The 23,615-nt window shown below is 69.6% G+C and carries 33 protein-coding genes and 1 pseudogene; 23 read left to right on the forward strand and 11 right to left on the reverse strand.

What is annotated here, in order from left to right; genetic code table 11:
• Positions 1-4: 4 nt before the first annotated feature.
• On the reverse strand, positions 5-259 hold the full coding sequence (locus tag NNW99_RS20310) for a hypothetical protein (RefSeq protein ID WP_215120552.1): 255 nt from the start codon (positions 257-259) through the stop codon (positions 5-7).
• A complete protein-coding gene (locus tag NNW99_RS20315) occupies positions 256-465 on the reverse strand; it encodes a hypothetical protein (RefSeq protein WP_215120553.1) in 210 nt (69 codons plus the stop codon). Before NNW99_RS20315 ends, NNW99_RS20310 begins: the two co-directional genes overlap by 4 nt.
• A 140-nt stretch (positions 466-605) precedes the next feature.
• Here NNW99_RS20315 and NNW99_RS20320 point away from each other — a divergent pair.
• From NNW99_RS20320 to NNW99_RS20345, 6 genes and pseudogenes are all read left to right on the forward strand, one after another.
• Positions 606-1,432: pseudogene (locus NNW99_RS20320) on the forward strand (helix-turn-helix domain-containing protein).
• Positions 1,429-1,620, forward strand: coding sequence for a DUF397 domain-containing protein (locus NNW99_RS20325; RefSeq protein WP_215120554.1), 192 nt, complete (start codon positions 1,429-1,431; stop codon positions 1,618-1,620). Before NNW99_RS20320 ends, NNW99_RS20325 begins: the two are co-directional and overlap by 4 nt.
• Positions 1,617-1,823, forward strand: a complete 207-nt coding sequence (locus NNW99_RS20330; RefSeq protein ID WP_215120555.1) for a DUF397 domain-containing protein — start codon at positions 1,617-1,619, stop codon at positions 1,821-1,823. Before NNW99_RS20325 ends, NNW99_RS20330 begins: the two co-directional genes overlap by 4 nt.
• Positions 1,820-2,041: a DUF397 domain-containing protein gene (locus NNW99_RS20335; protein WP_215120556.1), complete on the forward strand. Its 222-nt coding sequence runs from the start codon at positions 1,820-1,822 to the stop codon at positions 2,039-2,041. Before NNW99_RS20330 ends, NNW99_RS20335 begins: the two co-directional genes overlap by 4 nt.
• A gap of 51 nt (positions 2,042-2,092) precedes the next feature.
• The gene (locus NNW99_RS20340) at positions 2,093-2,365 is read left to right on the forward strand and encodes a hypothetical protein (RefSeq protein WP_215120557.1); all 273 of its coding nucleotides are present in this window, start codon (positions 2,093-2,095) and stop codon (positions 2,363-2,365) included.
• Positions 2,362-2,559, forward strand: coding sequence for a DUF397 domain-containing protein (locus tag NNW99_RS20345; protein WP_215120558.1), 198 nt, complete (start codon positions 2,362-2,364; stop codon positions 2,557-2,559). The genes NNW99_RS20340 and NNW99_RS20345 overlap by 4 nt, the downstream gene beginning before the upstream one ends.
• Before the next feature lie 714 nt (positions 2,560-3,273).
• Here NNW99_RS20345 and NNW99_RS20350 read toward each other — a convergent pair.
• The 6 genes from NNW99_RS20350 to NNW99_RS20375 form a co-directional block, all read right to left on the reverse strand.
• The gene (locus NNW99_RS20350) at positions 3,274-4,740 is read right to left on the reverse strand and encodes a cell wall metabolism sensor histidine kinase WalK (RefSeq protein ID WP_215120559.1); all 1,467 of its coding nucleotides are present in this window, start codon (positions 4,738-4,740) and stop codon (positions 3,274-3,276) included.
• Entirely contained in the window at positions 4,737-5,474 is a 738-nt protein-coding gene (locus tag NNW99_RS20355; protein WP_215120560.1) for a response regulator transcription factor, read from the reverse strand. The genes NNW99_RS20350 and NNW99_RS20355 overlap by 4 nt, the downstream gene beginning before the upstream one ends.
• Before the next feature lie 74 nt (positions 5,475-5,548).
• Positions 5,549-5,728 (reverse strand): hypothetical protein, encoded by a 180-nt coding sequence (locus NNW99_RS20360; RefSeq protein ID WP_215120561.1) that lies wholly within the window; start codon positions 5,726-5,728, stop codon positions 5,549-5,551.
• A gap of 19 nt (positions 5,729-5,747) precedes the next feature.
• The gene (locus NNW99_RS20365; protein ID WP_215120562.1) at positions 5,748-6,761 is read right to left on the reverse strand and encodes a S1C family serine protease; all 1,014 of its coding nucleotides are present in this window, start codon (positions 6,759-6,761) and stop codon (positions 5,748-5,750) included.
• A gap of 110 nt (positions 6,762-6,871) precedes the next feature.
• On the reverse strand, positions 6,872-7,894 hold the full coding sequence (locus tag NNW99_RS20370; RefSeq protein WP_215120563.1) for a LacI family DNA-binding transcriptional regulator: 1,023 nt from the start codon (positions 7,892-7,894) through the stop codon (positions 6,872-6,874).
• A 136-nt stretch (positions 7,895-8,030) separates the two neighbouring features.
• Positions 8,031-8,810: a response regulator transcription factor gene (locus tag NNW99_RS20375; RefSeq protein WP_215120564.1), complete on the reverse strand. Its 780-nt coding sequence runs from the start codon at positions 8,808-8,810 to the stop codon at positions 8,031-8,033.
• Positions 8,811-8,983: 173 nt separating this feature from the next.
• Between NNW99_RS20375 and NNW99_RS20380 the strand changes: the two genes are divergently transcribed.
• The 8 genes from NNW99_RS20380 to NNW99_RS20410 all read left to right on the forward strand — a co-directional run bounded on the left by NNW99_RS20380 (position 8,984) and on the right by NNW99_RS20410 (position 14,064).
• On the forward strand, positions 8,984-9,835 hold the full coding sequence (locus NNW99_RS20380; protein WP_215120565.1) for an alpha/beta hydrolase: 852 nt from the start codon (positions 8,984-8,986) through the stop codon (positions 9,833-9,835).
• Between the two features lie 37 nt (positions 9,836-9,872).
• Positions 9,873-10,127, forward strand: a complete 255-nt coding sequence (locus NNW99_RS20385; protein WP_215120566.1) for a MoaD/ThiS family protein — start codon at positions 9,873-9,875, stop codon at positions 10,125-10,127.
• Between the two features lie 2 nt (positions 10,128-10,129).
• On the forward strand, positions 10,130-11,245 hold the full coding sequence (locus NNW99_RS20390; protein WP_215120567.1) for a hypothetical protein: 1,116 nt from the start codon (positions 10,130-10,132) through the stop codon (positions 11,243-11,245).
• A 143-nt stretch (positions 11,246-11,388) separates the two neighbouring features.
• Complete coding sequence (locus NNW99_RS20395) at positions 11,389-12,126, forward strand: DUF2993 domain-containing protein (RefSeq protein ID WP_215120568.1); 738 nt, start codon at positions 11,389-11,391, stop codon at positions 12,124-12,126.
• Between the two features lie 204 nt (positions 12,127-12,330).
• Positions 12,331-12,411, forward strand: a complete 81-nt coding sequence (locus NNW99_RS39155) for a putative leader peptide (protein WP_350310325.1) — start codon at positions 12,331-12,333, stop codon at positions 12,409-12,411.
• 134 nt (positions 12,412-12,545) lie between these two features.
• Positions 12,546-13,391: a sulfurtransferase gene (locus tag NNW99_RS20400; protein WP_215120569.1), complete on the forward strand. Its 846-nt coding sequence runs from the start codon at positions 12,546-12,548 to the stop codon at positions 13,389-13,391.
• 41 nt (positions 13,392-13,432) lie between these two features.
• Positions 13,433-13,720, forward strand: coding sequence for a DUF1416 domain-containing protein (locus NNW99_RS20405; RefSeq protein ID WP_003991226.1), 288 nt, complete (start codon positions 13,433-13,435; stop codon positions 13,718-13,720).
• Between the two features lie 86 nt (positions 13,721-13,806).
• Positions 13,807-14,064 carry a DUF3099 domain-containing protein gene (locus NNW99_RS20410; protein ID WP_215120570.1) on the forward strand — a complete coding sequence of 86 codons (258 nt, stop codon included), beginning with the start codon at positions 13,807-13,809 and terminating at the stop codon, positions 14,062-14,064.
• Between the two features lie 22 nt (positions 14,065-14,086).
• Here NNW99_RS20410 and NNW99_RS20415 read toward each other — a convergent pair whose 3' ends face one another.
• A complete protein-coding gene (locus tag NNW99_RS20415; RefSeq protein WP_215120571.1) occupies positions 14,087-14,449 on the reverse strand; it encodes a DsrE family protein in 363 nt (120 codons plus the stop codon).
• Positions 14,450-14,665: 216 nt separating this feature from the next.
• Here NNW99_RS20415 and NNW99_RS20420 point away from each other — a divergent pair, with 216 nt between their 5' ends.
• The 3 genes from NNW99_RS20420 to NNW99_RS20430 are packed head-to-tail and all read left to right on the forward strand — an operon-like array spanning position 14,666 to position 16,670.
• A complete protein-coding gene (locus NNW99_RS20420; protein WP_215120572.1) occupies positions 14,666-15,241 on the forward strand; it encodes an FABP family protein in 576 nt (191 codons plus the stop codon).
• Between the two features lie 15 nt (positions 15,242-15,256).
• Complete coding sequence (locus NNW99_RS20425; protein ID WP_215120573.1) at positions 15,257-15,694, forward strand: Fur family transcriptional regulator; 438 nt, start codon at positions 15,257-15,259, stop codon at positions 15,692-15,694.
• A 10-nt stretch (positions 15,695-15,704) separates the two neighbouring features.
• Positions 15,705-16,670 carry a folate-binding protein YgfZ gene (locus tag NNW99_RS20430; protein WP_215120574.1) on the forward strand — a complete coding sequence of 322 codons (966 nt, stop codon included), beginning with the start codon at positions 15,705-15,707 and terminating at the stop codon, positions 16,668-16,670.
• A 61-nt stretch (positions 16,671-16,731) separates the two neighbouring features.
• Here the strand turns inward: NNW99_RS20430 and dtd are convergent, their stop codons facing one another.
• Positions 16,732-17,157 carry a D-aminoacyl-tRNA deacylase gene (dtd, locus tag NNW99_RS20435; RefSeq protein WP_030242984.1) on the reverse strand — a complete coding sequence of 142 codons (426 nt, stop codon included), beginning with the start codon at positions 17,155-17,157 and terminating at the stop codon, positions 16,732-16,734.
• Positions 17,158-17,369: 212 nt separating this feature from the next.
• Between dtd and NNW99_RS20440 the strand changes: the two genes are divergently transcribed.
• From NNW99_RS20440 to NNW99_RS20450, 3 genes are all read left to right on the forward strand, one after another.
• Complete coding sequence (locus tag NNW99_RS20440) at positions 17,370-18,002, forward strand: aerial mycelium formation protein (protein ID WP_215120575.1); 633 nt, start codon at positions 17,370-17,372, stop codon at positions 18,000-18,002.
• A gap of 77 nt (positions 18,003-18,079) precedes the next feature.
• Positions 18,080-19,333: a GNAT family N-acetyltransferase gene (locus NNW99_RS20445; protein WP_215120576.1), complete on the forward strand. Its 1,254-nt coding sequence runs from the start codon at positions 18,080-18,082 to the stop codon at positions 19,331-19,333.
• Positions 19,334-19,509: 176 nt separating this feature from the next.
• On the forward strand, positions 19,510-20,421 hold the full coding sequence (locus NNW99_RS20450) for a FadR/GntR family transcriptional regulator (protein ID WP_215120577.1): 912 nt from the start codon (positions 19,510-19,512) through the stop codon (positions 20,419-20,421).
• On the opposite strand, the gene NNW99_RS20455 is transcribed toward NNW99_RS20450, so the two are convergent.
• Complete coding sequence (locus NNW99_RS20455; protein WP_215120578.1) at positions 20,416-20,604, reverse strand: hypothetical protein; 189 nt, start codon at positions 20,602-20,604, stop codon at positions 20,416-20,418. The two genes, NNW99_RS20450 and NNW99_RS20455, sit on opposite strands and share 6 nt — an antisense overlap.
• A 146-nt stretch (positions 20,605-20,750) precedes the next feature.
• Between NNW99_RS20455 and NNW99_RS20460 the strand changes: the two genes are divergently transcribed.
• From NNW99_RS20460 to NNW99_RS20470, 3 genes are all read left to right on the forward strand, one after another.
• A complete protein-coding gene (locus tag NNW99_RS20460; RefSeq protein ID WP_251057871.1) occupies positions 20,751-21,641 on the forward strand; it encodes a winged helix-turn-helix domain-containing protein in 891 nt (296 codons plus the stop codon).
• Between the two features lie 29 nt (positions 21,642-21,670).
• A complete protein-coding gene (locus NNW99_RS20465) occupies positions 21,671-22,387 on the forward strand; it encodes an HAD family hydrolase (protein WP_251057872.1) in 717 nt (238 codons plus the stop codon).
• Positions 22,388-22,591: 204 nt separating this feature from the next.
• Positions 22,592-23,467, forward strand: coding sequence for a winged helix-turn-helix domain-containing protein (locus NNW99_RS20470; RefSeq protein WP_215120580.1), 876 nt, complete (start codon positions 22,592-22,594; stop codon positions 23,465-23,467).
• Positions 23,468-23,615: the final 148 nt, after the last annotated feature.

Here is a 23,615-nt window from a genome sequence, read left to right on the forward strand (position 1 = left end):
CGTGCTACGCGCTGTGCTTGCCCGCGATGCGCAGCACGTCCCCCAGCGACTCGACCGCCCTGCTGAGCGCGAAACGAACAGCCCGCTCACCGGCCTTCGGATCGGCAAGGACGGCCCTGGCACCCGCGAGCACCTCTTCGGCAGAGCCGAGCTGGGCCGCCTCAACATCGTCCGCGAGCTGCGAGAGCCGGCTGTGGGGATTGTCGGTGGAGAGATAACAGGGCTTGCCGTCGTCGCCGGTCCAGGGGAGCAGCCTCATGCGTAGATCTCCAGGTCGTGGAGGTACGGGCGCACCAGCGGGGTGTCCATGACGAGGGGCTCCGGGGTGAGGGGGCGTGGAGGGGGATGGGGGAGTGGCCGTTGCCTGGGGGTGGCTCGGTGGCGGCCTTGGGTGGGGAGGAGGAGTCGTACGAGGGTGAGGAGTAGGGACTCGCAGAGTTCGGCGAGACGCAGGCGTAAGCGCATGGCGGTGTGACCCTTCCAGGCAGCACTCAGGGGTTTGACGAGCGGTGATTACCGTTCGTGCCCTGATGATTACGGCCCATGCGTACGCTGCGGAAGGGGCCAGGTGTTGCCTGGCGCTCCAGGCAACGGTGAGGGGTGACGTGGGCGAAGTGGTTGACGGGGAGCGGGAGTCGGGGCGGGGAGTTCTTGGCAGGACACTGAAGTTCTTGCGGGAGAAGGAGGGCAAGTCGCTGGGGCAGGTGGCCGACGAGACCGGGTATGACAAGAGCTACCTGAGCCGCTTGGAGAAGGGAGAACGGCTCTCCAAGCGGGCGGTCATGGAGGACCTGGACAGCTACTACGGGTGCGCTGACCTGCTAGTGACCCTATGGAGGATGGCGCAGCTCGACGCCTTCAAGAACAAGTACAAGAGGTACATGGAGCTGGAAGCGACAGCTCGGATCCTGCGCGTGTACACGCCGGACGTGCCTGGACTGCTGCAGACAGAGGACTTCGCCCGTGAGGTGTTGTCTGGGCCCCAGGCAACGGCAGACAACAGCGATGACGTCGAAGAACAGGTGGCCGCGCGCTTGGGCGGCAGCTCCTGCTGCGCAAGAACCCAGCGCCCAGTGCCCGATTCATCATCGACGAGCCCGCATTCCGTCGGCCCTCAGCCAACGCGGAGATCTGGACAGGCCAGTTGCTGCACATCGAGGACGTGGCCCAGTGGCCCAACGTCGCCGTGCAGGTACTGCCCTTCTCCGCTGGGGTACATCCCCTCATGGGTAAGGGGTCTCTGACCGTGCTCTGGCAGGAGGACGGAAGCGCCGCAGCCTAAACAGAAGGAGACAGCAGCGGTCTATTGACGGATGATCCGGGAGCTGTCCTGCGCCACCGTTTGTCCTACGATCTGCTGCGGGATCTGGCGCTGTCCCCGTCGGACTCGCTGACGTTCATCCGGGACGTACTGGAGGAGCACAGATCATGAAGCCCACCTGGCGCAAGTCGAGCTACAGCGACGGGGGAGCCAACAACTGTGTCGAGATCGCCGACAACTACCCCGGCATAGTCCCTGTTCGTGACAGCAAGCTGCCGCACAGCCCGATACTGGTGTTCGGCGCGAGCCCCTGGGCGTCGTTCCTTTCGCAGGTCAAGGGCGCGGAGCACAGATCGTGAAGCCTGCTTGGCGTAAGTCGAGCCACAGCGACGGCGGCGACAACAACTGCCTTGAGGTCGCTGACAACTGCCTTGGTGTAGTCCCTGTCCTTGACAGCAAGCTCCCCCACAGCCCGGTACTGGTGTTCGGCGCGAGCCCCTGGGCGTTGTTCCTCGTCAGCGTCAAGAACGACAGCCCGCCGCTGAGGGGAGCACAGGTATGAAGCCCACCCTCGACCTCAGCATCGCTGTATGGCGTAAGTCGTCCTACAGCGACGGGGGACAGACGAACTGTGTCGAGGTCGCGGACAACAGTCCTGGCATGGTCCCCGTCCGTGACAGCAAGCTCCCCCACAGCCCGATACTCGTGTTCGGCGCGACTTGCTGGGAGTCGTTCCTGGTCGGCGTCAAGGACGACAACTCGGCGCACATCTCTGGGTGACTCGGAAGGCAAACGGCCTGGATGGGGTTGGGGCCCGGCCATGGTGGGGCCATGGCAGAGCGCGTGACCATCAAGGTGCCCCGACGAGCCCGAGACCCTCTCGCTCAGGTTGCCCAGGAAAGGGGCCTGACTGTGGGGCAACTCGTCGAGCAGTTGGCTTCTCAGCAGCGGACTGCGGCGCAGATCGCCGAACGCGTAGCGGCAGAGCGGAAAGCTGCCCGTGAGGTGATCGGCGGCGACATCAGCGACGAAGAGTTCGAGAGGACGCCGGACGTGCTCGTCAACCTCTACAGCCTGGCTGCCGAAAGGAGGGAACAGGTATGAAGCCCGCCTTCGACCTCCGTACCGCGGTGTGGCGTAAGTCGTCCTACTGCGACGGGGGAGCCAACAACTGCCTCGAGGTCGCCGGCAGCTGCCCTGGCGTAGTCCCGGTCCGAGACAGCAAGCTGCCCTACAGCCCGGTTCTCGTGTTCGGCGCGAGCCCCTGGGCGTTGTTCCTCGCGCACGTCACCAAGTAACTGTCGGGGCCGCCCGCTTCTTTGCAGTGTCGTGCTTCCACGGCCTGCATCAAGGGCGCTTCGCGTCGCCTTCGGCGATGACCCTTCGGGTCACCCTTGACCCAGGCCGTTCCAGCACGGGAGAGAAGCGAGCGAGCGGCCCGGAAAGGCGGGTGGCCAAGCGGCGTCTGCGATCTTCGGCCCGTTGCTTCGCTGACCGGCGTTGACGTGCGCGGTCGCGCCTCGCATGGACGCCGGGTGGGCTTAGCGGCGATCGGTGAGTGGGTGGGTGGGCGCTGGGAGGGGCTTGGGGCAGTGAGTGGAGCGTCTTGGCCTGCTGGGAAGTGGTTGAGCCAGGTCAGCAGGGACAGTGGTGGCGCAGGTGCTCCACTTGCTTGCGATGCCCGCGCCGAGTGGCCAGCTGAAGAGGGGACTGCACCTGCTAGTGGCCCGGGCTCGGTTCTCGCCACCACCTCACACCACCGAAAGTCGCTGAGCCCGCCCGGCGTGCCGCCACTCGCCCGATGCGCCCCCGTCGCCGAGCGGCTGGCCAGCCGACTTAAGGGGGCATCTGCCCTGGCCACCCGCCTTTCCGGGCCGTTCGCTCGCTTCTCTCCCGTGCTGGAGCGAGGTGAGTCAAGGGTGGCCCGGAGGGCCATCGCCGGAGGCGACGCGGAGCGCCCTTTACTCGGCTCGTGGAAGCACGACACTGGCAAGAAGCGGGCGGCCCCGACCTCAGGGAAGAGGCAGATCCTCTGGTGGAGGTACCGACGCCCCGGGGAGTCGTACCGTCGCCACCGTGCCTCCCCCTTCCGCGTGGGACAGCGTTACCTCGCCGCCCGCCTGTTGGACCGTGCGGGCCACGATCGACAGGCCCAGGCCTGATCCCGGCAGTGCTCGTGCGCTCGGGGAGCGCCAGAAGCGGTCGAAGACGTGGGGGAGTTCGTCGGCGGGGATGCCCGGGCCGTGGTCGCGGACCGACAGCACGCCGGCCACCAGCCGTACCTCGACCGTTCCGGCCTCCGGGCTGAACTTCACGGCGTTGTCAAGGATGTTGACCACCGCCCGTTCCAGGGAGGAGGGTTCCGCTCGGACGAACCAGGGCTGGACGTCCGCCGTGATCGTCAGTTCACGGCCGCGTAGTCGCGCTCGCCGTAGCGCCGACTCGACCGTGTCGTGCCAGGCGACGATCTGGGTACGGCCCGAGTGCTGGCCCGTGTCCGGGCGGGAGAGTTCCTGGAGGTCGCCGATGAGTGCGGCCAGTTCCGTCATCTGGGCCTTCACTGAGGCGAGGAGTGCCTTGCGGTCTGCCTCGGGGATGGGGCGGCCCGTTTCCTCGCTGCGGGTGAGGAGTTCGATGTTGGTGCGGAGTGACGTGAGGGGGGTGCGTAGCTCGTGGCCCGCGTCCGCGATCAGCTGTTGTTGGAGTTCTCGGGAGCTGGCCAGGGCCGATGTCATCGAGTTGAAGGAGCGGGAGAGGCGGGCCACCTCGTCGTCGCTGTCTTCGTCCACCGGGATGCGGATGTCCAGGTCCTCCGTGCGGGCCACGTGCTCGACAGCCTCGGTGAGTTTGTCGACCGGGCGCAGGCCCGCCCTCGCGACCGTGAGGCCTGCCGCCCCCGCGCCGAACACCCCTACGCCCGAGACCAGCAGCAGGATCAGCGCCAGTTCGTTGAGCGTGGACTCCGTTCCCTTGAGGGGGACCGCGATGACCAGCGCGTAGTCTGCGGCCACGCCCTGCTGGAACGGGCCGTTCTTGACGAACACGGCCGTGGTCATCACGCGTACCGAATTGCCCTCGCTGTCGGTGCCATTGCGCAGCTTGGCAACCTCTGGGTCGGGATTCTTGGCCACGTCCTCGTCGCCGCTCGTGATCTTCACCTGGGGCATGAGGCTGCTGAAGCGGCAGACCTTGCCGTCCGACCTGACCACCTGCGCGTAGGTCTGCGGGCGCGGCGCTCCCCCGAGCGTGTTGGAAGGGTTCTGGGGGCACGTCTTCGTCAGCGCGTCGAACTCGTCCGCCTGAATCGTGCGGAACGACGACTTCAGGTCTTCGTCCACCTGGGCGTACAACTTCCCCTGCACGATGAACCAGCACGTCACCGACACCGCCGCCACCGCGAACGCCACCGCCGCCGCCACCAGCAGCGCCAGTCGGGACCGGATCGGCAGGGAGCGGAAGCGGCGTACGACCTTGTTCACTCCGCGCCGCCCGGCCGCAGTACGTATCCGACGCCGCGCACCGTGTGGACGAGGCGGGGTTCGCCGCCCGCCTCGGTCTTGCGGCGCAGGTACATGACGTAGACGTCGAGGGAGTTCGACGACGGCTCGAAGTCGAAGCCCCAGACGGCCTTGAGGATCTGCTCCCGCGTGAGGACCTGGCGCGGGTGGGCCATGAACATCTCCAGGAGCGTGAACTCCGTGCGGGTCAGCTCCACCTGGCGGCCGGCCCGGGTGACCTCGCGCGTGGCGAGGTCCATGCGCAGGTCGGCGAAGGTCAGGGCGTCCTCGTCGGCCGGGTCGCCCGCGCCCACGGCCGCCGCGTAGGAACTGCGGCGCAGCAGGGCGCGGATGCGGGCGAAGAGTTCGTCCAGTTCGAAGGGCTTGACCAGGTAGTCGTCGGCGCCCGCGTCGAGGCCCGTGACCCGGTCGCCGACGGTGTCGCGGGCCGTGAGCATCAGGATGGGCGTCGTGTCGCCGGTGGCGCGGATGCGGCGCGCGGCGGTCAGGCCGTCCATGCGGGGCATCTGGATGTCGAGGACGACCAGGTCGGGCCGGTACGCCTCGGCCTTCACCAGCGCGTCCGCGCCGTCGACGGCGACCTCGGTCCCGTACCCCTCGAAGGCGAGACTGCGCTGAAGTGCTTCGCGTACCGCCGGCTCGTCGTCGACGATCAGGATGCGCTGGGGGTCACGGTCGCCGTCTGCGGGGCTCATGGGCTCGGGGTCCTCGGGTGTGAAGGGCGGGCGGGGGCTGTCTGACGCTCTCAGACTCGCACGAGCACCGGGCGTCAGGCCCGTGCGGTGCGGCGTCGGGCGGCTGCCCGTCCCGCCCGACGGGCCGCCTTGGCCGCCACCTCGGGCGCACGCGCCGCCGCAGTCGGCGCGTGCAGTGCGTACGCCACCGCCAGGGCCAGCCCGACCCCGGCCGGATCGCCGCCGGACTCCGTGTGCGCGATCTGCTGGATCATCGCCGTACTCCTCGGGAACTTATTCGGTGGAACCGGCCCGCAGCGTGGCGAGGTCGGCCTTGACGGTGTTGATCGGTATCGCGAAGCCCAGGCCGACGCTGCCCGCGGCCGCGGAGGAGGACGCGCCCGCCGCCGAGTACATCGCGGAGTTGATCCCGATGATGTTGCCGTTCATGTCGATCAGCGCGCCGCCGGAGTTGCCCGGGTTGAGGGACGCGTCGGTCTGGAGCGCCTTGTACGTGGTGGTGTCCGAGCCGGTGTCGCCGTTGAACTCCCGGCCGCCGAACTCGAACGGCCACTCGCCGCCCTGCTGGCCCTGGCCCTGGCCCTGTTCCTGGCCCTGGCTCTCGTCGGTGGAGACGGTGACGTCCCGGTCGAGGGCGGAGATGATGCCGCTGGTGACGGTGCCGGTCAGGCCTTCGGGGGAGCCGATCGCGACGACCTGGTCGCCGACGCCCACCCCGGTCGAGTCGCCGAGTGTCGCGGCCTTCAGGCCGGAGGCGTTCTCCAGCTTGATCAGGGCCAGGTCCTTCTTGCTGTCGGTGCCGACGACCTTGGCGGTGTAGGACTTGCCGTCGTTGGTCGTCACCTTGATCTGCGAGGCGCCGGCGACGACGTGGTTGTTGGTGATGATCTCGCCGTCACTGGTGATGATCACGCCGGAGCCGGTGGAGGAACCGGCGTTGGAGTCGGCGCTGATCTCGACGATGCTCGGGCTGACCGCCTTGGCGACCCCGGAGACCGTGCCCTTCTGGCTGGACGGGACCACGTTGGTGCTGGTGGAGCTGGAGGTGACGGTGTCGTTGCCGGTCAGCTCCTGGATGCCGTAGGCGGTGCCGCCGCCTATCGCCGCGGCGACGATCGCCACGGCGGCGAGCAGGGCGACCGGGCCACGGCGGCGCTTCTTCGGAGCGTGCGGAGCGGGAGCCGGGGCGTGCGCCGGCGGGGGCGGCCACTCGGGGTTCACCGGGGCCTGCTGCTGACCCTCGTAAGGGTTCTGGTACTCGCCACTGCGGTGGAAGCTCTCGGTCATGGAACTGAGCTTGTCGCCCGACCATGAGAGCTACCTGAGTGCTCCCTGAGAAGCCCGACAGAACCTCGTATGCCCGATATAAAGACGCCCTGCCGCAGAGCCGCCGGAGGCTACGCGCAGCCGCAGGACTGCCGCGTCACCAGCCTCGACGGGAACACCTTCAGCCGCTCCCGCCGGGCCCCCGCGACCCGCAGGCCGTCGTCGAGGACGAGGTCCACCGCCGCGCGGGCCATCGCCGAGCGGTCGGAGGCGATCGTCGTCAGGGGCGGGTCGGCGAGCGCCGCTTCCTTGATGTCGTCGAAGCCGGCCACGGCCAGCTCGCCCGGGACGTCGATCCGCAGCTCGCGCGCAGCCCGCAGCAGGCCGAGGGCCTGGTCGTCGGTGGAGCAGAAGATCGCGGGCGGACGCTCGGGGCCGGAGAGGATCTTCAGGGCGGCCTGGTAGGCGTCGTAGCGGTTGTAGAGGGCCTCGAAGAGGCGGCCCTCCGTGGAGATGCCGGCCTCGTCCATCGCGCGCCGCCAGCCCTCGACGTGGTCGGAGACCGGGTCGCCGACCGCGGGGGTCTCCGCGATGCCGCCCATACAGGCCACGTACTCGTAGCCGTGCTCCAGGAGGTGGCGTACGGCGAGCTGGGCGCCGCCCAGGTCGTCCGTGACGACGGCGACGTCGTCTATGGCCTCGGGCCGCTCGTGCAGCAGGACGACCCGGGCGTCCCAGGCCTCGATCTCGGCCGCGGCCAGGTCGTTGAGCGCGTGGCTGACGAGGATGAGCCCCGAGACGCGCATGCCGAGGAAGGCGCGCAGGTAGTGGACCTCGCGCTCGCCGATGTAGTCGGAGTTCCCGACGAGCACCATCTTTCCGCGCTCGGACGCGGCCTGTTCCACCGCGTGCGCCATCTCCCCGAAGAAGGGCTGGCGCGCGTCCGGCACGATCAGGCCTATGAGATCCGTACGCCGGGACGCCATGGCCTGGGCCACGCGGTCGGGCCGGTACCCCAGTTCCTTGATCGCGGCGAGTACACGCTCGCGCGTGGCCGGGGCGACCGGCCGGGGTCCGTTGTTGATGACATAGCTGACCACGGCAGTGGAAGTCCCTGCCAGCCGCGCCACATCATCCCGAGTCACCTTGGCCACGCGCGGAGTCTACGCGGATATACCGGCTCTGGGCAGGGCGTAAAGGGGCTTCCGTGCGATATCCCGACTACCGTTCGGTAGCTGTTCGCGGACCCTGCGGAAAGCGATGCCCAGGCGGGCACCGCAATACGCCTCTTTACGCCTTGGCGCGTGCCTCGGCGGCTTCCAGGGCGGCCGACTTGTCCGCACTGTCCTGCTTTGCTTTGGCCGCTTTCGCCTTTGCCTCCTCGGCGGCGCGCTCCACCTTCTCCGGCGTAACGAATCGATAACCGACGTTGCGGACGGTGCCGATCAGCGACTCGTGCTCCGGCCCGAGCTTGGCGCGCAGTCGTCGTACGTGGACGTCGACCGTGCGCGTACCGCCGAAGTAGTCGTAGCCCCACACCTCTTGCAGGAGCTGGGCGCGGGTGAAGACGCGGCCGGGGTGCTGGGCGAGGTACTTCAGGAGCTCGAACTCCTTGAAGGTGAGGTCGAGGACGCGGCCCTTGAGCTTGGCGGAGTAGGTCGCCTCGTCGACCGACAGGTCGCCGTTGCGGATCTCCATCGGGGAGTCGTCGCTGACGATCTGCTGGCGTCCCATGGACAGCCGCAGCCGGGCCTCGACCTCCGCCGGTCCGGCGGTGTCGAGCAGGACGTCGTCGATGCCCCAGTCGGCGGTGACGGCGGCGAGACCGCCCTCGGTGACGACGAGGATCAGCGGGCAGCCCGGTCCGGTCGAGCGCAGCAGCTGGCACAGGCTGCGGACCTGCGGCAGATCGCGCCGGCCGTCGACGAGGATGACATCGGCACCCGGGGTGTCGACGAGGGCGGGGCCCTCCGCGGGGGCCACTCGCACGTTGTGCAGAAGCAGGCCGAGGGCGGGGAGCACCTCCGTCGACGGCTGGAGGGCGTTGGTCAGGAGCAGCAGAGAACTCATACGTCTGGTTCCTCCTCGGTCCCTGCGAGGACGTTTGTTGGCAACAGCACCGCTCTGCGATCCCGAAGGCCCCGTACACCTGCGGTTTCCCGCTTCGTATACAACGCTTCCGAAAGCACAAAAGGACCCGGGGGCAACGCTGCCCGAGTCCTCTGCCCAGCAGAATAGCCCACATGAGCTCTGGTCCGGCAGGTCATGTGGCGCGTTCCATCGTTCGTCCGAACTCCGAGACGGATGCCAGAACGCCTGTGCGGACTCCGCTGCGCACCTTTTTGCGCGCTGCCGACGGTGTGACGATCGACGCCGTATACGACCCGGGTACCGCTGTATACGACGCTTCCCGGACGCCTTCCGCTCATCCCGTGTTCGTCGTCGCCCATGGCTTCACCGGTGCCGTGGACCGGCCGCATGTGCGACGGGTGGCCGAGGCGTTCGCCCGGCACGGGGCCGTCGTCACCTTCTCCTTCCGGGGCCACGGGGCGTCCGGCGGGCGGTCCACGGTCGGGGACCGGGAGGTGCTCGACCTGGCGGTGGCCGTGGAGTGGGCCCGGGAGCTCGGGCACGCGCGCGTGGTGACGGTGGGGTTCTCCATGGGCGGGTCGGTGGTGCTGCGGCACGCGGCGCTGTACGAGGCGGGCACGGACGCGGTGGTGTCCGTGAGCGCGCCCGCGCGCTGGTACTACCGGGGGACGGCGCCGATGCGCCGGCTGCACTGGCTGGTGACGCGGCCCGAGGGCCGGGCGGTGAGCCGGTACGGATTCGGTACGCGCATCCACCACCGGGACTGGGACCCGGTCCCCCTCTCCCCGGTGGAGGCGGCGGCGAGGATCGCGCCCACGCCCCTGCTGATCGTGCACGGCGACGCCGACGGCTACTTCCCCCTCGACCACCCCCGCATGCTGGCCGCGGCCGCGGGTGACCAGGGCGAACTGTGGGTGGAGCCCGGCATGGGGCATGCCGAGCACGCCGTGAGCGAGGCGTTGCTGGGGCGTATCGGGGACTGGGCCGTCGGCCGGGCGGGCTAGCCTGACGGAGTTCACCGACGAGCGATTGAGGAAGCAGATGCCAAAGGTCACGGTGCGCTACTGGGCCGCCGCCAAGGCCGCGGCCGGGGTGGCCGAGGAGCCGTACGAGGCGGTCACGCTCGCCGAGGCGCTCGACGGGGTGCGCGAGCGACACCCCGGCGAACTCGAGCGTGTCCTGCTGCGATGCTCGTTCCTCGTCGACGGTGACCCCGTGGGCACCCGCGGACATGAGACGGTACGGCTGGCCGACGGCGGCACGGTCGAGGTGCTCCCGCCGTTCGCAGGAGGATGACGATGAGCAACCAGCCGCACGAGGGCTACGACCCCTACGGGCAGCCGCAGCAGCAGCCGCAGGCGTGGCCCGGCCAGCAGCAGCCGTACGACGATCCGTACGCCGCCCAGCAGTACCCCCAGCACCAGCAGTACCAGCAGCACCCCCAGCAGCCGCAGCACCCGCAGCACACCCAGTACACGCAGCAGTGGCAGGGGCAGACCTGGGAGACGCAGACGCACCAGCCGGTGACGGCGGCGGCGGAGGAGACGGCGTATCTGCCCCCGCAGGGGTACGCGGCGCCCGCCCCCGAGGCGGCGGCCCCTGAGGCTCCCGCTCCCGATTCCGGGTACGGCCCCGCCACCGTCGCTGGGAACACCCGCGTCACCGACGCGCAGCGGGCGCGGGCGGAGGGGCGGTCGCCGATCATCGAGCCGGGGATGCAGCCGGCCGCGCTGACGGCACTGCTCGGGCTGCTGCTGGCGGGTGCCGCGGCCATCGGCACGTACGCGCTCCTGGTGCCGCTCGTCGCCCTCCAGGCCGTCACCGCCGCCGGCTGGTTCCGGCTGAACGGCATGTGGCCGGCCCGGCAGGGCATCGCGCTGGGCTTCGCGGGCGCGCTGGCCGCGGACGCGGCGCTGCTGGTGTCGGGCCGCTCGCCGTCGGCGATCCTCGGCACGCTCGGTGTCTGGGTGCTGCTCTCCCTCGTCCTGCAACTGCGCTCGCACGCCGACCCGGACGAGCGGATGTACGGCCTGATGGCGACGGTCGCGGCGGCGGCGCTGGCGATCGTCGCGGGCGGCTATCTCGCGGCCGACGCGGACGCGGTGACGGTGGGCGCGGTGGCGGTGGCCGTCGCGGTCCTGGCCCGGGCTCTCGTACCGCCGCCGCGCACGGTGGCGTCCGTGGTGGTGGCGCTGCTCGCGGCGGCCGGGGCGGGCAGCGCGGTCGGCACCCTGACGGACCTGGGCACGCACGGCGCCTTCCTCGGGGCGGGCGCGGGCGCCTGCGCCCTGATCGGCCACCGGGTCGCGAGCTACGACTACCCCTCCCGCTTCGTCCACTTCACCGCGGGAGTCGCCCTGCCCCTGTCGGCCGCGGCCCCGGCGGTGTACGTCCTGGGGCGGGCCCTGGCCTGACGCGCGGTTCCCTGAGCGCCTGTCACAGATGATCGACAAATCCCGGGCGCTCACATCCCACGGAGTTACCCTCACGCTTGGGCGGCCACCCGGTCGTCAGGGACCGGACCGCCGTCCAACCGCCGAGGTGGGGGAAACACCGTATGCGCGCACTGCGAATACTGCTGATCGTCGTCGTGATCCTGGGCGGGCTCTTCGTGATCGCCGACCGCGTCGCGGTGAACTTCGCCGAGGACGAGGCCGCCGACCGTCTGAAGACGACGGAGAACCTCTCGGCGAACCCCGATGTCTCCATCAAGGGCTTCCCGTTCCTCACCCAGGTCGCCGGCGGTTCCCTGGACGACATCGAGGTCGGCATCCAGGACTACGAGGCCGCCGCGGGCAACGGCGCCCAGAAGATCCGGATCGACGACCTCAAGGCCGACATGCAGGGCGTCGAGTTCTCCGGCGACTACAGCTCCGCCACGGCCACCAGCGCCACCGGCACCGCGACCATCGCCTACGACGAGCTGCTGAAGACGGCGAAGTCCGAACCGACCCAGGTCGCCCCGGGCGTCACCGCCAACGTCGTCGGCCTCTCCGACGGCGGCAACGGCAAGATCAAGGTCACCGTCGAGGCCACCGTCCTCGGCACCAAGCTGCCCGAGCCGGTCTCCGTGCTCAGCTCGGTGACGGTGGTCGACGGCGAGGTGCGGGTGAAGGCCGACGGCCTGCCCACGTTCGGCGGCGTCGACATCGCCGAGTCCCGCGTCCGGGCCATCACCGACTTCCAGCAGAAGATCGACGGCCTGCCCGGCGGCATCCAGCTGGACAAGGTCCAGGCGGCGCCGAACGGGGTGGAGATCACCGTGAAGGGTTCCAACGTCCGACTCGCCGGGTAGGCAAGGCGCGAGGCGGCGCCGACCAGGGCTGTCCGGTGGGCGAGACGGCGGAGTCCGCAGCGTAGATGTGATGGCGAATACAGGCGGCCGGAAACCGTGCGGGGACCGCACGGACAGGTCGCTGATCCCATATGGCGGATCTTTGCGTCTCAATATGCGACACACCGGTGACATGCGCACCCGACCGTCCCTACGATCGACGGCATGAAGCGACAGGCGGATCTCACGAAGCGGCGGGCAGTAGACCTGTGCCGCGTCGCCGCCATGCTCTGTCGCACCTTCTGAGCGACCGCGTCGGCCTGTTCCGACGCGCGCATCCCCGCCGCCCTGCAGCAAGGGCACCCGTGCGCCGCCCTCGTCAGGGCGCGCGCCCGCATACCTCGCACGCCCCGCCGTAACTGCCCCGGAGGAGAAAGAGCATGAGCCGCAGCGACGTCCTGGTCGACGCCGACTGGCTTCAGGAGAACCTGGACAACCCGAGCCTCGCGATCGTGGAGGTCGACGAGGACACGTCCGCGTACGACAAGAACCACATCAAGAACGCGATCCGCATCGACTGGACCAAGGACCTCCAGGACCCGGTCCGCCGTGACTTCGTGACGCAGGAGGGCTTCGAGAAGCTCCTGTCGGAGAAGGGCATCGGCAACGACCACACGGTGGTCCTGTACGGCGGCAACAACAACTGGTTCGCCTCGTACGCGTACTGGTACTTCAAGCTGTACGGCCACGACAACGTCAAGCTCCTCGACGGCGGCCGCAAGAAGTGGGAGCTCGACGCCCGCGAGCTCGTCGCCGGCGACGAGGTGCCGGAGCGTCCGAAGACGGACTACAAGGCCAAGGCCCAGAACACGTCCATCCGCGCCTTCCGCGACGACGTCGTGGCGGCCATCGGCTCGCAGAACCTGGTCGACGTGCGTTCGCCCGACGAGTTCTCCGGCAAGCTGCTCGCCCCGGCCCACCTGCCGCAGGAGCAGTCCCAGCGCCCCGGCCACGTGCCGAGCGCCCGGAACATCCCGTGGTCCAAGAACGCCAACGACGACGGCACCTTCAAGTCGGACGACGAGCTCAAGGAGCTCTACGCCGAGGAGCAGGTCGACCTGGCCAAGGACACCATCGCCTACTGCCGCATCGGTGAGCGCTCCGCGCTGACCTGGTTCGTGCTGCACGAGCTGCTCGGTGTGGAGAACGTCAAGAACTACGACGGCTCCTGGACCGAGTACGGCTCCCTGGTGGGCGTGCCGATCGAGCTCGGCGCCAACAAGTAAAGAACCGGACCGACCTTTCCAGACCTCTTCAGGAGTACGACATGTGTGGTGCGAAGGCCGGCGGCCCCGACGCCTCGACGATCAAGCCCGGTGAGACCACGATCCAGGGTCAGGTGACCAAGGACGGCGAGCCCGTGGTGGGCTACGTCCGTCTGCTGGACTCCACCGGCGAGTTCACGGCCGAGGTGCCGACCTCGGCGACCGGACAGTTCCGCTTCTACGCGGCCGAGGGCACCTGGACCGTTCGTGCCCTCGTGCCCGGCGCCACCGCCGACCGCACGGTCGTCGCCCAGCAGGGCGGACTGGCGGAGGTCGCGATCGCCGTCTGACGGCGAGCAGGTTCTCAAGGGCCGCACCCCCCGGGTTGGACGCCTGGGGTGCGGCCCTTCGGGCTGCCCGGATCTACGCTGGAGGTATGTACGCACGACGGCGGCGCACGTACTTCCTGATGATGGGCGGCTGCATCGCGCTCTTCGTCCTGGCCTGGGGCGTCGTGCGCCTCTGGTCGATTCCCGTGGCCGTCGGCATGTGCGTCGTGGCCATGGTCATCCCGCCCGTCGCCGCGATGGTCGCGAACCGCCGGGGGCCCGACGACCGCTGGTGGGACGACCCGTCCGGGGATCCCCAGTCCGACGAGTGGTGGGACGAGCTGGACGGCAAGAAGCGCCGGTAGGAGCCCCCCGGTCCCGCGCGGCTCAGTACACGAGCGCCTGTGCCTCGTCCGCCATGGCCTCCTGGACGAAGACCTGCGCGCCCGCGATGCGGACCCCCTCGATGACGTCCTTCTCCGTGATCTCCCGGCGGGCCGCGCACTGCGTGCACAGCGTGACGCGGCCGGCCGCGAGGATCGAGTCGAGCAGGTCGGGCAGCGGGGCCGCGTGCGGGAGGTCGAAGTCGGCGGCCCGGCCGGGCAGGGCGAACCAGGCGGACTCACCGGTCAGCCACAGGGAGACCTCGACGCCGCTGGCCACGGCGACCGCCGCCACCGTGAACGCCTGCGAGCACCGCTCGGGGGCATCGGCCCCCGCCGTCACCTTGATCACCAGCTTCTTCGCCATAGCCGGAAGCGTAGTCCGGAATCGAAGTGCCGAAGGCGCCCGCGTAAGCTGGCCTCGGCCCTGTGCACCCATTCGCACCCCGCTCAAGGAGCACCCCGTGGAGCTTTTCTTCGAAATCCTGCTGGTCCTGGTCGCCGTCGGCGTCCTCGCCTTCGCCGGGCTGACCGTGAAGAAGCTGTACCAGGGCCAGCGCTGACCCCCGTCTAGGAAGTTCCCATGATCGAGATCCCGTCCGACCTCCACAAGGACCTCGTCCCGCTCGCCTTCCTGCTGGGCAACTGGGCGGGTGCCGGTGTGCACGACTTCCCCGGCTCCGAGAAGTGCAACTTCGGGCAGGAGGTCACCTTCACCCACGACGGCCGGGACTTCCTGGAGTACCACTCGCACTCCTGGGTGCTCGACAACGACGGCAACAAGGTCCGTCCCCTGGAGTCCGAGCACGGCTTCTGGCGCATCGACCCGAACCGCAAGGTCGAGGTGACGATGACCCGCGACGACGGCGTCATCGAGATCTGGTACGGCGAGCTGGCCGACCAGAAGCCCCAGATCGACCTGGTCACCGACGCCGTCGCCCGCACGGCCGCCTCCCAGCCGTACACCGGCGGCAAGCGGCTCTACGGCTACGTCAAGAGCGACCTGATGTGGGTCGGCGAGAAGCAGACCCCCGAGGTCGAACTGCGCCCCTACATGTCCGCCCATCTGAAGAAGGTCGTCACCCCGGAAGAGGTCGAGCGCTGGGCCAAGGCCCTGCCCGACGACATGCCGGACGACGGCATCGCCTTCTTCAAGTAGTTCTAGACTCGAGGTGTGGTGAGCACCGACTGGAAGAGCGATCTGCGGCAGCGCGGCTACCGGCTGACCCCGCAGCGGCAACTCGTGCTCGAAGCCGTGGACACCCTGGAGCACGCGACCCCCGACGACATCCTCGTGGAAGTGAGGAAAACCGCGTCGGGGGTCAACGTCTCCACCGTCTACCGGACCCTGGAGCTCCTGGAGGAGCTCGGGCTGGTCAGCCACGCCCATCTGGGACACGGGGCGCCGACCTACCACCTCGCGGATCGGCACCACCATCTCCACCTGGTCTGCCGTGACTGCCAGAACGTCATCGAGGCGGACGTCTCCGTGGCCGCCGAGTTCACCGACAAGCTGCGGCAGACCTTCGGCTTCGACACCGACATGAAGCACTTCGCGATCTTCGGCCGATGCCGGGACTGCACGCTCAAGGCTTCAACTACCGAGTCGTAGGCTTACGTATATGAAGAGCCCCCTGCTGACCCTGCCCGGCGCCGTCCCCGCCGAGGGCGTGGACGAAGGCGTCGCCGCCCACTACGGCGACCTGTTCCGCGAGCAGCGTGCCCTCGCCGACGGCACCGGATTCGTGGACCTCTCCCACCGGGGCGTCGTCGCCGTCACCGGCGACGACCGGCTGGCCTGGCTGCACCTGCTGCTCACCCAGCACATGAGCGAGCTGCCCGTGGGCCGGGCCACCGAGGCGCTGATCCTCTCCGCGAACGGCCACATCGAGCACGCCCTGTATCTCGTCGACGACGGCGAGACGGTCTGGGCCCATGTGGAGCCGGGCACCCAGGAGGCGCTGATCGCGTACCTGGAGTCGATGAAGTTCTTCTACCGGGTCGAGGTCGCCGACCGCACGGCCGACACCGCCGTGGTGCATCTGCCGGCCGGCTCCATCGCCGAGGTGCCCGAGGGCGCCGTCGTACGCGAGACGCCGCACGGCCGGGATCTGTTCCTGCCGCGCGCCGACCTGGAGGCGTTCGCCGGGCAGGCCGGGCCGCCTGCCGGGATCCTGGCCTACGAGGCGCTGCGCGTGGAGCAGCACCGGCCCCGGCTCGGTTTCGAGACCGACCACCGCACCATCCCGCACGAGCTGGGCTGGATCGGCTCGGCGGTGCATCTGCAGAAGGGCTGCTACCGGGGGCAGGAGACGGTCGCCCGCGTGCAGAACCTGGGCAAGCCGCCGCGCCGGCTGGTCTTCCTGCACCTGGACGGCAGCGAGGTCCATCTGCCGGTGGCGGGCACCGAGGTCCGGCTCGCGGACGACGGCCCCGACGGCCGGAAGATCGGCTTCATCACGACCTCCGTACGCCACCACGAGCTGGGGCCGGTCGCCCTCGCGCTGGTGAAGCGGAACGTGGCCCTGGACGCCCGGCTGGTGGCCGGGGACACGGCCGCGGCCCAGGAAGCCGTCGTCGAGCCGTAGGCCTCAGAGGCCTTCGTGCCGCAAGTCGTCGTCGCGCCGTACGACTTGTAGATCTTTCGGGTCAGATTTCGATCTGCACGGTGAACGGGCCGTCGTTCGTCAGTGATACACGCATCGCCGCCCCGAAGCGGCCCGTGGCCACCGTCGCGCCGAGCGAGCGCAGCTGGGCGACCACCTCGTCGACCAGGGGCTCGGCGACATCGCCGGGGGCGGCGGCGTTCCAGGTGGGGCGGCGGCCCTTGCGGGCGTCGCCGTAGAGCGTGAACTGGCTGATCACCAGGAGCGGGGCGTCGATGTCGCTGCACGACTTCTCGTCGTGCAGCATGCGGATCGACCACAGCTTGCGGGCGAGCTGGGCCGCCTTCTCCTTGGTGTCCTCGTGGGTGACTCCGACGAGGACGCACAGCCCCTCGCCCTCGATCGCGCCCACGGTCTCGCCGTCCACGACGACGCTCGCGCCGTCCACCCTCTGCACCACTGCTCGCATACGTCCATCATGCAGGGCGGTGAACGTCACGCCGCGGGTGGTGTGCGCATGGCACGAACGGGTGGTTTGCGCCGGGCGCCAACGGGCCCTGCCCGGCCGTATTTTGCTGCTTAACCGCCCATCTGGGGTCTATCGGGGGCACTCGTTCCCATAGCGGCCACTTGGGGTGGCACGATGCATGCACACACCGGTCGAGGGGACGGTTGAGGCACATGAGCACATCAAGCACCGGGCAGCAGTCGGGGGCTGTCTGGTCGACGTACACGGGGATCGGCGCGACGGAGTACCACCGGCCGCCCACCCAGCGCACGGACAGCCCGCGGCTGCCCTCGGACGCTCCCGAGCCCGATCGGACCGCGCTGAGCCTGACCGAGCTGCGCACCCTGCGCCGCGAGGCCCAGCGCGACGAGGCCGATCTCAGCTATGTACGGCGGCTGCTCCAGGGGCGGATCGACATCCTGCGCGCGGAGTTGGCGCGGCGCGCACCGGCGGACGCGGCCGCCGTCGCCGCCCCCGCGGAGGTGTCCGTCGTGGAGCGGCTGGCGGAGATCCTGCGGGACGCCCCGGCCCGGCACCGCTCCTCGGCCCGCCATGTGACCCTCTCCACCCCGCAGGGCGAGGAGTCCCGGCGGCTGGCCGCGGAGATGCTCGGCGAGGTCGAGCTGTCCGACCTCGGCGCGCGCACCGACCAGGAGCTGACCACGGCGATGGGCCGGCTCGTGCGCTACGAGCAGCAGGTCTCCCGGCGACGGCAGCGGCTCCAGCGCAGGGCCGACGAGTGCAGCACGGAGATCGCCCGCCGGTACCGCGAGGGGGAGGCGCAGGTCGACGACCTGCTGGTCTGAGCCGCACCCGGCGGGGGGAGGGCCGGTGCCCGGAAAATCCGCGCGACACCGACCGGCCCTCCCCCTAGCGTGAGCCCATGACCCGCGAAGCCGACATCGACATACGCCCCGTCGCCGAAGCCGAACACGCCGAATGGATGCGTGCCGTGCACACCGGCTTCCTGCGAGGGCCCGTCGTGCCCGCGGAGGAGCTGGAGGCCCGTCGCCGGAAGTTCGTCCCGGGTCGCTTCCTCGGTGCCTTCGACGGCGGCCGGTGCGTGGCGACCTTCCGGTCCTTCGAGCAGCAGCTCACGGTCGTGGGCGGGGCGAGCGTCCCGGCCGACGCCGTCACGGGAGTCACCGTCACCGCGACCCACCGCCGCCGCGGGCTGCTCAGCCGGATGATGGCGCGGGACCTGGCGGCCGCGAAGGAGCGCGGGGACGTCGTCGCGACGCTGATCGCCGCCGAGTACCCGATCTACGGCCGGTACGGCTTCGGGCCGGCGACCTGGATGTCCGAGTGGACGGTCGATGTGCCGCGTGCCGGTCTCGACGCGCGCTGGGCGGGCCCGGCGGACGGCGGGCGGATCGACCTGGTGGACGGCGACGACGTCCGCAAGCTCGGCCCCGAACTGCACGAGCGGGTGCGGCGTACCCAGCCCGGCGCCATCGACCGCGACGAGTGGTGGTGGCAGCTGAACACCGGCGCCCTGCGGCTCGACCCGGCGGGGAAGACGCCCTTCTTCGCCGTGTACCGCTCGGCGTCCGGCGAGGTCGAGGGCATGGCCGCCTACGCGGTCGACGACCACTGGGGCGAGGCCAAGCAGCCGTTGAACACGGCGACCGTGCAATGGCTGATCGGGGTGAGTCCGGCCGCGGAGCGCGCCCTGTGGCAGTACCTCTGCTCGATCGACTGGGTCGTGAAGGTGAAGAGCGGCTGGCGGGCGCCCGACGACCTGCTCCCGCACTTCCTGCCGGATCCGCGGGCGGCCAGGATCACCTCGCAGGCGGACTTCCTGTGGGTGCGGATCCTGGACGTCGTACGGGCGCTGGAGGCGCGGACGTATGAGGGGGAGGGGTCGCTGGTGCTGGAGGTCGCCGGTGTGGACGGGCTGACCGGCGGGCGGTACCGGCTGGAGGCCTCCGCCGCGGGGGCGTCCTGCGAGCCGACCACCGAGAGCGCGGAACTCGCCCTGGAGATCGGCGAGCTGGGGGCGCTGTGGCTGGGGGACGAGTCGGCGGTGCGGCTGGCGGCGCTGGGGCGGGTGCGGGAAGAACGAGCGGGCGCCGCCCGGAAGGCCGACGCCCTGCTGCGTACGTCCAGGCGGCCTTGGTGCCCGGACATGTTCTGAGCCGCTCCCTTCTGTACACACCGACCGGGCTCCCGGCTCCCCTCCGGAAGGGAGGCCCGTCGGTGGAAGGTGGATGGCAAAGTTGGCGACCAACTTCACTGTACTTATAGCCGCTTGGACGCGTCTCATAACCACCCTGCGCTGAACTGCCGGAAGATGGCGGGAAGTTGTAGTGTTTGGTTGTGGACCCGGAACACACCTCCGCCCATGGGCCGAAGAGGTCGCAACGGCCACAGAGAACACATCAACAGGTGGCCGACGAACTGCGCGCCCGGATCAGGTCAGGGGCGCTGCGGTCCGGTGAGCGCATGCCGACGCAGGCGCAGCTCGCCGACGAGTTCGGCGTCGAGCGCGGTGCCGTGCGCCAGGCGCTGCGCATCCTGCAGTCCGAGCAGCTGCTCACCAACGTGTCCAAGGGGAGCCCGGCGACCGTCGCCTCCGATCCCGCCAGGGCGCTGACCGGCCCACAAGCCCCGCCCGTGCCCACGACCGTGGGTCTCGCGCCCCGGATCGCGGCGGCGTTCGCGGCGGAACACGTCGAGATCGACGCGGTGTGCCTGACGTCCATCTCCCTCACGCTGGCGATCGGAGAGCCGCTGCGGCAGATCCACGCCGGACGGCTGAAACCGGCCAAGGTCGACGTCCGGGTCCTGCTGCCCAGCCGGGACATCGACCTCGCCTTCCCGGTGCCGGTCGGGGGGCGCGGCGACGACTGGGTGCACGGGCGGTGGCTGGCGATGCGCAACGCCCAGGGGCAGGTCCTCCAGCACAATCTGCTGGCCCTGCGTGCCACGCACGGCATCGACGTACACGTCACGTTCCGGGCGCTGCCCTTCACCCCGCCGGTGAAGCTGTATCTGCTCAACGGCTCGGAGGCGCTGTTCGCGTACTACACGCTGACGCGCCGGGAGGCCGAGATCGACCATGAGCAGCGGGAGATGTTCGACGCGCAGGGCTCCCAGTCGATGCTGTTCTCCTTCCGGCAGGGACCGGGCCTGCGTGACACGACCTTCGTCGAGCAGTCGCATCTGTGGTTCAACGCGCTGTGGGAGACGATCAGTTCGGAGCTGGTGCTCACGAACTCATAGGGCGGTCCTCAGGAGCAGGAGCGCGATCACGACGGCTCCGGTGGAGCTGACCGCCGAGTTGTTGGCCTTGAGGCCCACGGTGAGAAGGAGCAGGCCGACGATGCCGGCCGGGCCGTACTTCCACTCGATGAACTGCTCGAAGGTGAAGACTGCGATGGCTGCGAGGAGAGCGAGGGCGGGCATTGGTTTCCCCCTTCGGAAGTCCGGAAGCAAAACTTCCGCCAACTCCAAGGAGTTGGCAACCAACTCTGATTAAGTTGTCCCCACTTGGCCCCTAGTCATAAACAACTTTCAAACAACTCCCGCCAGATGGATCAAAGTTGTAGCGTTTGGTCGTGACCCAGGAGAACGTGGCGGAGAACGTGGCAGTGAACGGCAGCAGAAGGCTCTCGCCCCAGGAGATCGCCGACAGCCTGCGGGAACGCATCCGCACGGGCGAGCTCAAGCCCGGGGACCGCCTGCCCACCCAGGCCGAACTCGCGGAGGAGTTCGGCGTGGAACGCGGCGCCGTCCGCCAGGCCCTGCGGGCACTCCAGGAGGACGGCCTCCTCACCAACGTCAGCAAGGGCAGCCCCCCGAGGATCGCCGCGCCCGCCCCGGCCCGGGGCGAGCCCCAGCCGACGATGGTCGGCCTGGCGCCCCGCCTCACGGAGGCGTTCTCGGCCCGCCGTGTGAGGGTCGATGTCGTCTGCCACACCGCGGAGACCCTGATGGTCGCCATCGGCGAACCGCTCCGTCTGATCCACGAGGGCCGTATCCGCCCCGAGTCGATCGATGTCCGCATCCTCGTCCCCTCCCGGGACATCGAGCTGGCCTTCCCCGTCCCCGTGGAGGCCCACGGCGACGACAACCCGGTCCACCAGCGCTGGCTGTCCATGCGCAACGCCCAGGGCCAGGTCCTCCAGCACAACTTCCTGGCCCTGCGCTCCACGCACGGCATCGACGTGCACGTCACGTTCCGCGCGCTGCCCTTCACCCCGCCGGTGAAGCTGTACCTCCTCAACCAGGAGGAGGCGCTGATCGGCTACTACATGCTCACCAGGCGCGAGGAGGAGTGGGGCAGCCAGACCCTGGACATGTACGACGTCCTCGGCTCCCAGTCCCTCCTCTTCTCCTTCCTGAAGCGAGCGGGCCAGCGGGACGCGGCGTTCGTCCAGGAATCCCAGAAGTGGTTCGACGCCCTCTGGGAAACCATCACGACGGACCTGACACTCTCCTAGTGACTTCTGATACGACGCAGACCGGTGCGGTGACAGTCCAGACGGAAAGCGATCCGCGCGAACTCCGGAACCTCAGCAGACGCGCCCGTGTCGTGCTGTGGGACTTCGACGGGCCCATCTGCCGGCTGTTCGCCAACCATTCGGCGGAACGGGTGGCGAGCGACCTGGTGTCCTGGCTGGAGGGCCGGGGGCTGCACGGGCTGCTGACGGAGGCCGAGCGGGAGTCCCTCGACCCGCACGTGGTGCTGCGCGCCGTGGACCGCCGGCACCCCGGCAGTGATCTGGTCGCCGATCTGGAGGCGCGCCTCACCCAGGAGGAGCGGCTGGCCGCGTCTTCGGCGATGCCGACCGCGTACGCGGACCCGCTGATCCGCACCTGGACCGCGGTGGGGGCCCGGCTGGCGATCACTACCAACAACTCCCCGCTCGTGGTCGTCGAGTACCTCACGGGCCGCGGCCTCGTCGGCTGCTTCCAGCCCCACATCTACGGCCGCACCCAGGAACTGCGTCATCTGAAGCCGGACCCGCACTGCCTCAACCGCGCGCTGAGCGCGATGGGCGCGGCTCCGTCCGACGCCCTGATGATCGGCGACACCCCCTCCGACCACGAGGCGGCGTCCCACGCCGGGGTGCCGTTCCTGGGCTACGCCCGCAACGAACGCAAGGCCAAGATCCTGAAGGACGCCGGGGCCGGGTTGGTCCTGACGTCCCTGGAGCCGCTGCTGGAGCTGCTGCGGGCCGCGTAGCCCGGCTCCCTGACGCCACTGCGTCGTCATGGCGTCGCCTCCCGTCCCGGCCGGTGGGTCAGGCAACTCGTCGGTCCACTTGCCTGGTTGCCTGCTGATATCAGGCATGCCCGGTCAACTTGATCCCTTAACCGGCAAGTTGGTCGGACTGCTTGCCTGAACCAAACCTGTTTGCTTGTCGGCCGACGGCGGTACGTACGTCGTGTGACGGCCAGGCGGAGTGGTGACGGCAGGGCGTTCCGGCGTGTGACGGAGGAGCTGCGGACGCGGATGGCGGACGGGACGTATCCGCGGGGGGCTCTGCTGCCCTCGCAGCGCGAGCTCGCCGAGGAGTTCGGTGTCTCCCGGGACACCGTGCAGCGGGTCATCCAGGAACTGGGCAACGAGAGCTGGATCGAGAACCGGCAGGGGACGAGGGCCCGGGTCATCAAGAACCAGCGCATCCAGTCCGAGACCGCCAGGGCCACCCGGTCCCGGCGGCCGATGACCCTGGACCCGCTCATCAGCGAGGCGTTCGAGCAGCCCGAAGTCACCCTGGACGTCTATACGCTGACCTCGGAGTCGCTGGACGTCCACATCCGCCGTCAGGACGAACGCATCCGCGCCGGCGTCATCGCGCCCGAGCGCATCGCCCTGCGCATGCTGCTGCCGTCGGAGTCGCTGGAGCTGCCCTACCCCCGGGCCGTGAACGACGAGGACGCCCACCGTCTGCGGGACCGCTTCCGCACCATCACCAGGCGGAGCACGGAGTCCCTGCACCAGGTCCTGGAGGGGCTGCGGGCGGAGAAGCTGGTCCCCTCCGTCGACCTCGAGATCAGGCACGCCCCCCTCACACCGACCTTCAAGCTGTACGTCATCAACGGGGCGGAGGTGCTGCACGGCCTGTACCGGGTCGTCGAGCGGGCCCTGGTCCTGGAGAGCGGGGACCAGGTGCGGGCGCTCGACGTCCTGGGCCTCGGCGCCACGCTGACGCACCATGTGCAGGACGACGACCCGGACTCGGCCGGGACCATCTTCGTGGACACCATGCGCCGGTGGTACGACTCCGTCTGGGACCTGTTGGCCGAGGGGCCCCAGTGACGAAAAGCGCCGGGGAGGCGTGCGGGGGCAGAGGGGGCGGGCGGGTGTAGCATTCCCGCACCGCGCACCGATTGAGTCAAACGCCGCTCTCGTTCGTATCCGAAGGGGCAACCGGCCACCATAGAACGAGTCCACGCCGTCTCGTGCG

Origin of the sequence: Streptomyces sp. CRCS-T-1 (genome assembly GCF_024442335.1) — a bacterium.
Taxonomy (GTDB): Bacteria; Actinomycetota; Actinomycetes; order Streptomycetales; family Streptomycetaceae; genus Streptomyces; species Streptomyces koelreuteriae.

Excerpts from the sequence above, each read along its gene's own strand:
- NNW99_RS20310 (WP_215120552.1), bottom strand. The coding sequence starts at position 259 with ATGAGGCTGCTCCCCTGGACCGGCGACGACGGCAAGCCCTGTTATCTC.
- NNW99_RS20315 (WP_215120553.1), bottom strand. The coding sequence starts at position 465 with ATGCGCTTACGCCTGCGTCTCGCCGAACTCTGCGAGTCCCTACTCCTC.
- NNW99_RS20325 (WP_215120554.1), top strand. The coding sequence starts at position 1,429 with ATGAAGCCCACCTGGCGCAAGTCGAGCTACAGCGACGGGGGAGCCAAC.
- NNW99_RS20335 (WP_215120556.1), top strand. The coding sequence starts at position 1,820 with ATGAAGCCCACCCTCGACCTCAGCATCGCTGTATGGCGTAAGTCGTCC.
- NNW99_RS20340 (WP_215120557.1), top strand. The coding sequence starts at position 2,093 with ATGGCAGAGCGCGTGACCATCAAGGTGCCCCGACGAGCCCGAGACCCT.
- NNW99_RS20345 (WP_215120558.1), top strand. The coding sequence starts at position 2,362 with ATGAAGCCCGCCTTCGACCTCCGTACCGCGGTGTGGCGTAAGTCGTCC.
- NNW99_RS20355 (WP_215120560.1), bottom strand. The coding sequence starts at position 5,474 with ATGAGCCCCGCAGACGGCGACCGTGACCCCCAGCGCATCCTGATCGTC.
- NNW99_RS20360 (WP_215120561.1), bottom strand. The coding sequence starts at position 5,728 with ATGATCCAGCAGATCGCGCACACGGAGTCCGGCGGCGATCCGGCCGGG.
- NNW99_RS20365 (WP_215120562.1), bottom strand. The coding sequence starts at position 6,761 with ATGACCGAGAGCTTCCACCGCAGTGGCGAGTACCAGAACCCTTACGAG.
- NNW99_RS20375 (WP_215120564.1), bottom strand. The coding sequence starts at position 8,810 with ATGAGTTCTCTGCTGCTCCTGACCAACGCCCTCCAGCCGTCGACGGAG.
- NNW99_RS20380 (WP_215120565.1), top strand. The coding sequence starts at position 8,984 with ATGAGCTCTGGTCCGGCAGGTCATGTGGCGCGTTCCATCGTTCGTCCG.
- NNW99_RS20385 (WP_215120566.1), top strand. The coding sequence starts at position 9,873 with ATGCCAAAGGTCACGGTGCGCTACTGGGCCGCCGCCAAGGCCGCGGCC.
- NNW99_RS20390 (WP_215120567.1), top strand. The coding sequence starts at position 10,130 with ATGAGCAACCAGCCGCACGAGGGCTACGACCCCTACGGGCAGCCGCAG.
- NNW99_RS20395 (WP_215120568.1), top strand. The coding sequence starts at position 11,389 with ATGCGCGCACTGCGAATACTGCTGATCGTCGTCGTGATCCTGGGCGGG.
- NNW99_RS39155 (WP_350310325.1), top strand. The coding sequence starts at position 12,331 with ATGAAGCGACAGGCGGATCTCACGAAGCGGCGGGCAGTAGACCTGTGC.
- NNW99_RS20400 (WP_215120569.1), top strand. The coding sequence starts at position 12,546 with ATGAGCCGCAGCGACGTCCTGGTCGACGCCGACTGGCTTCAGGAGAAC.
- NNW99_RS20405 (WP_003991226.1), top strand. The coding sequence starts at position 13,433 with ATGTGTGGTGCGAAGGCCGGCGGCCCCGACGCCTCGACGATCAAGCCC.
- NNW99_RS20410 (WP_215120570.1), top strand. The coding sequence starts at position 13,807 with ATGTACGCACGACGGCGGCGCACGTACTTCCTGATGATGGGCGGCTGC.
- NNW99_RS20415 (WP_215120571.1), bottom strand. The coding sequence starts at position 14,449 with ATGGCGAAGAAGCTGGTGATCAAGGTGACGGCGGGGGCCGATGCCCCC.
- NNW99_RS20420 (WP_215120572.1), top strand. The coding sequence starts at position 14,666 with ATGATCGAGATCCCGTCCGACCTCCACAAGGACCTCGTCCCGCTCGCC.
- NNW99_RS20430 (WP_215120574.1), top strand. The coding sequence starts at position 15,705 with ATGAAGAGCCCCCTGCTGACCCTGCCCGGCGCCGTCCCCGCCGAGGGC.
- dtd (WP_030242984.1), bottom strand. The coding sequence starts at position 17,157 with ATGCGAGCAGTGGTGCAGAGGGTGGACGGCGCGAGCGTCGTCGTGGAC.
- NNW99_RS20440 (WP_215120575.1), top strand. The coding sequence starts at position 17,370 with ATGAGCACATCAAGCACCGGGCAGCAGTCGGGGGCTGTCTGGTCGACG.
- NNW99_RS20445 (WP_215120576.1), top strand. The coding sequence starts at position 18,080 with ATGACCCGCGAAGCCGACATCGACATACGCCCCGTCGCCGAAGCCGAA.
- NNW99_RS20455 (WP_215120578.1), bottom strand. The coding sequence starts at position 20,604 with ATGCCCGCCCTCGCTCTCCTCGCAGCCATCGCAGTCTTCACCTTCGAG.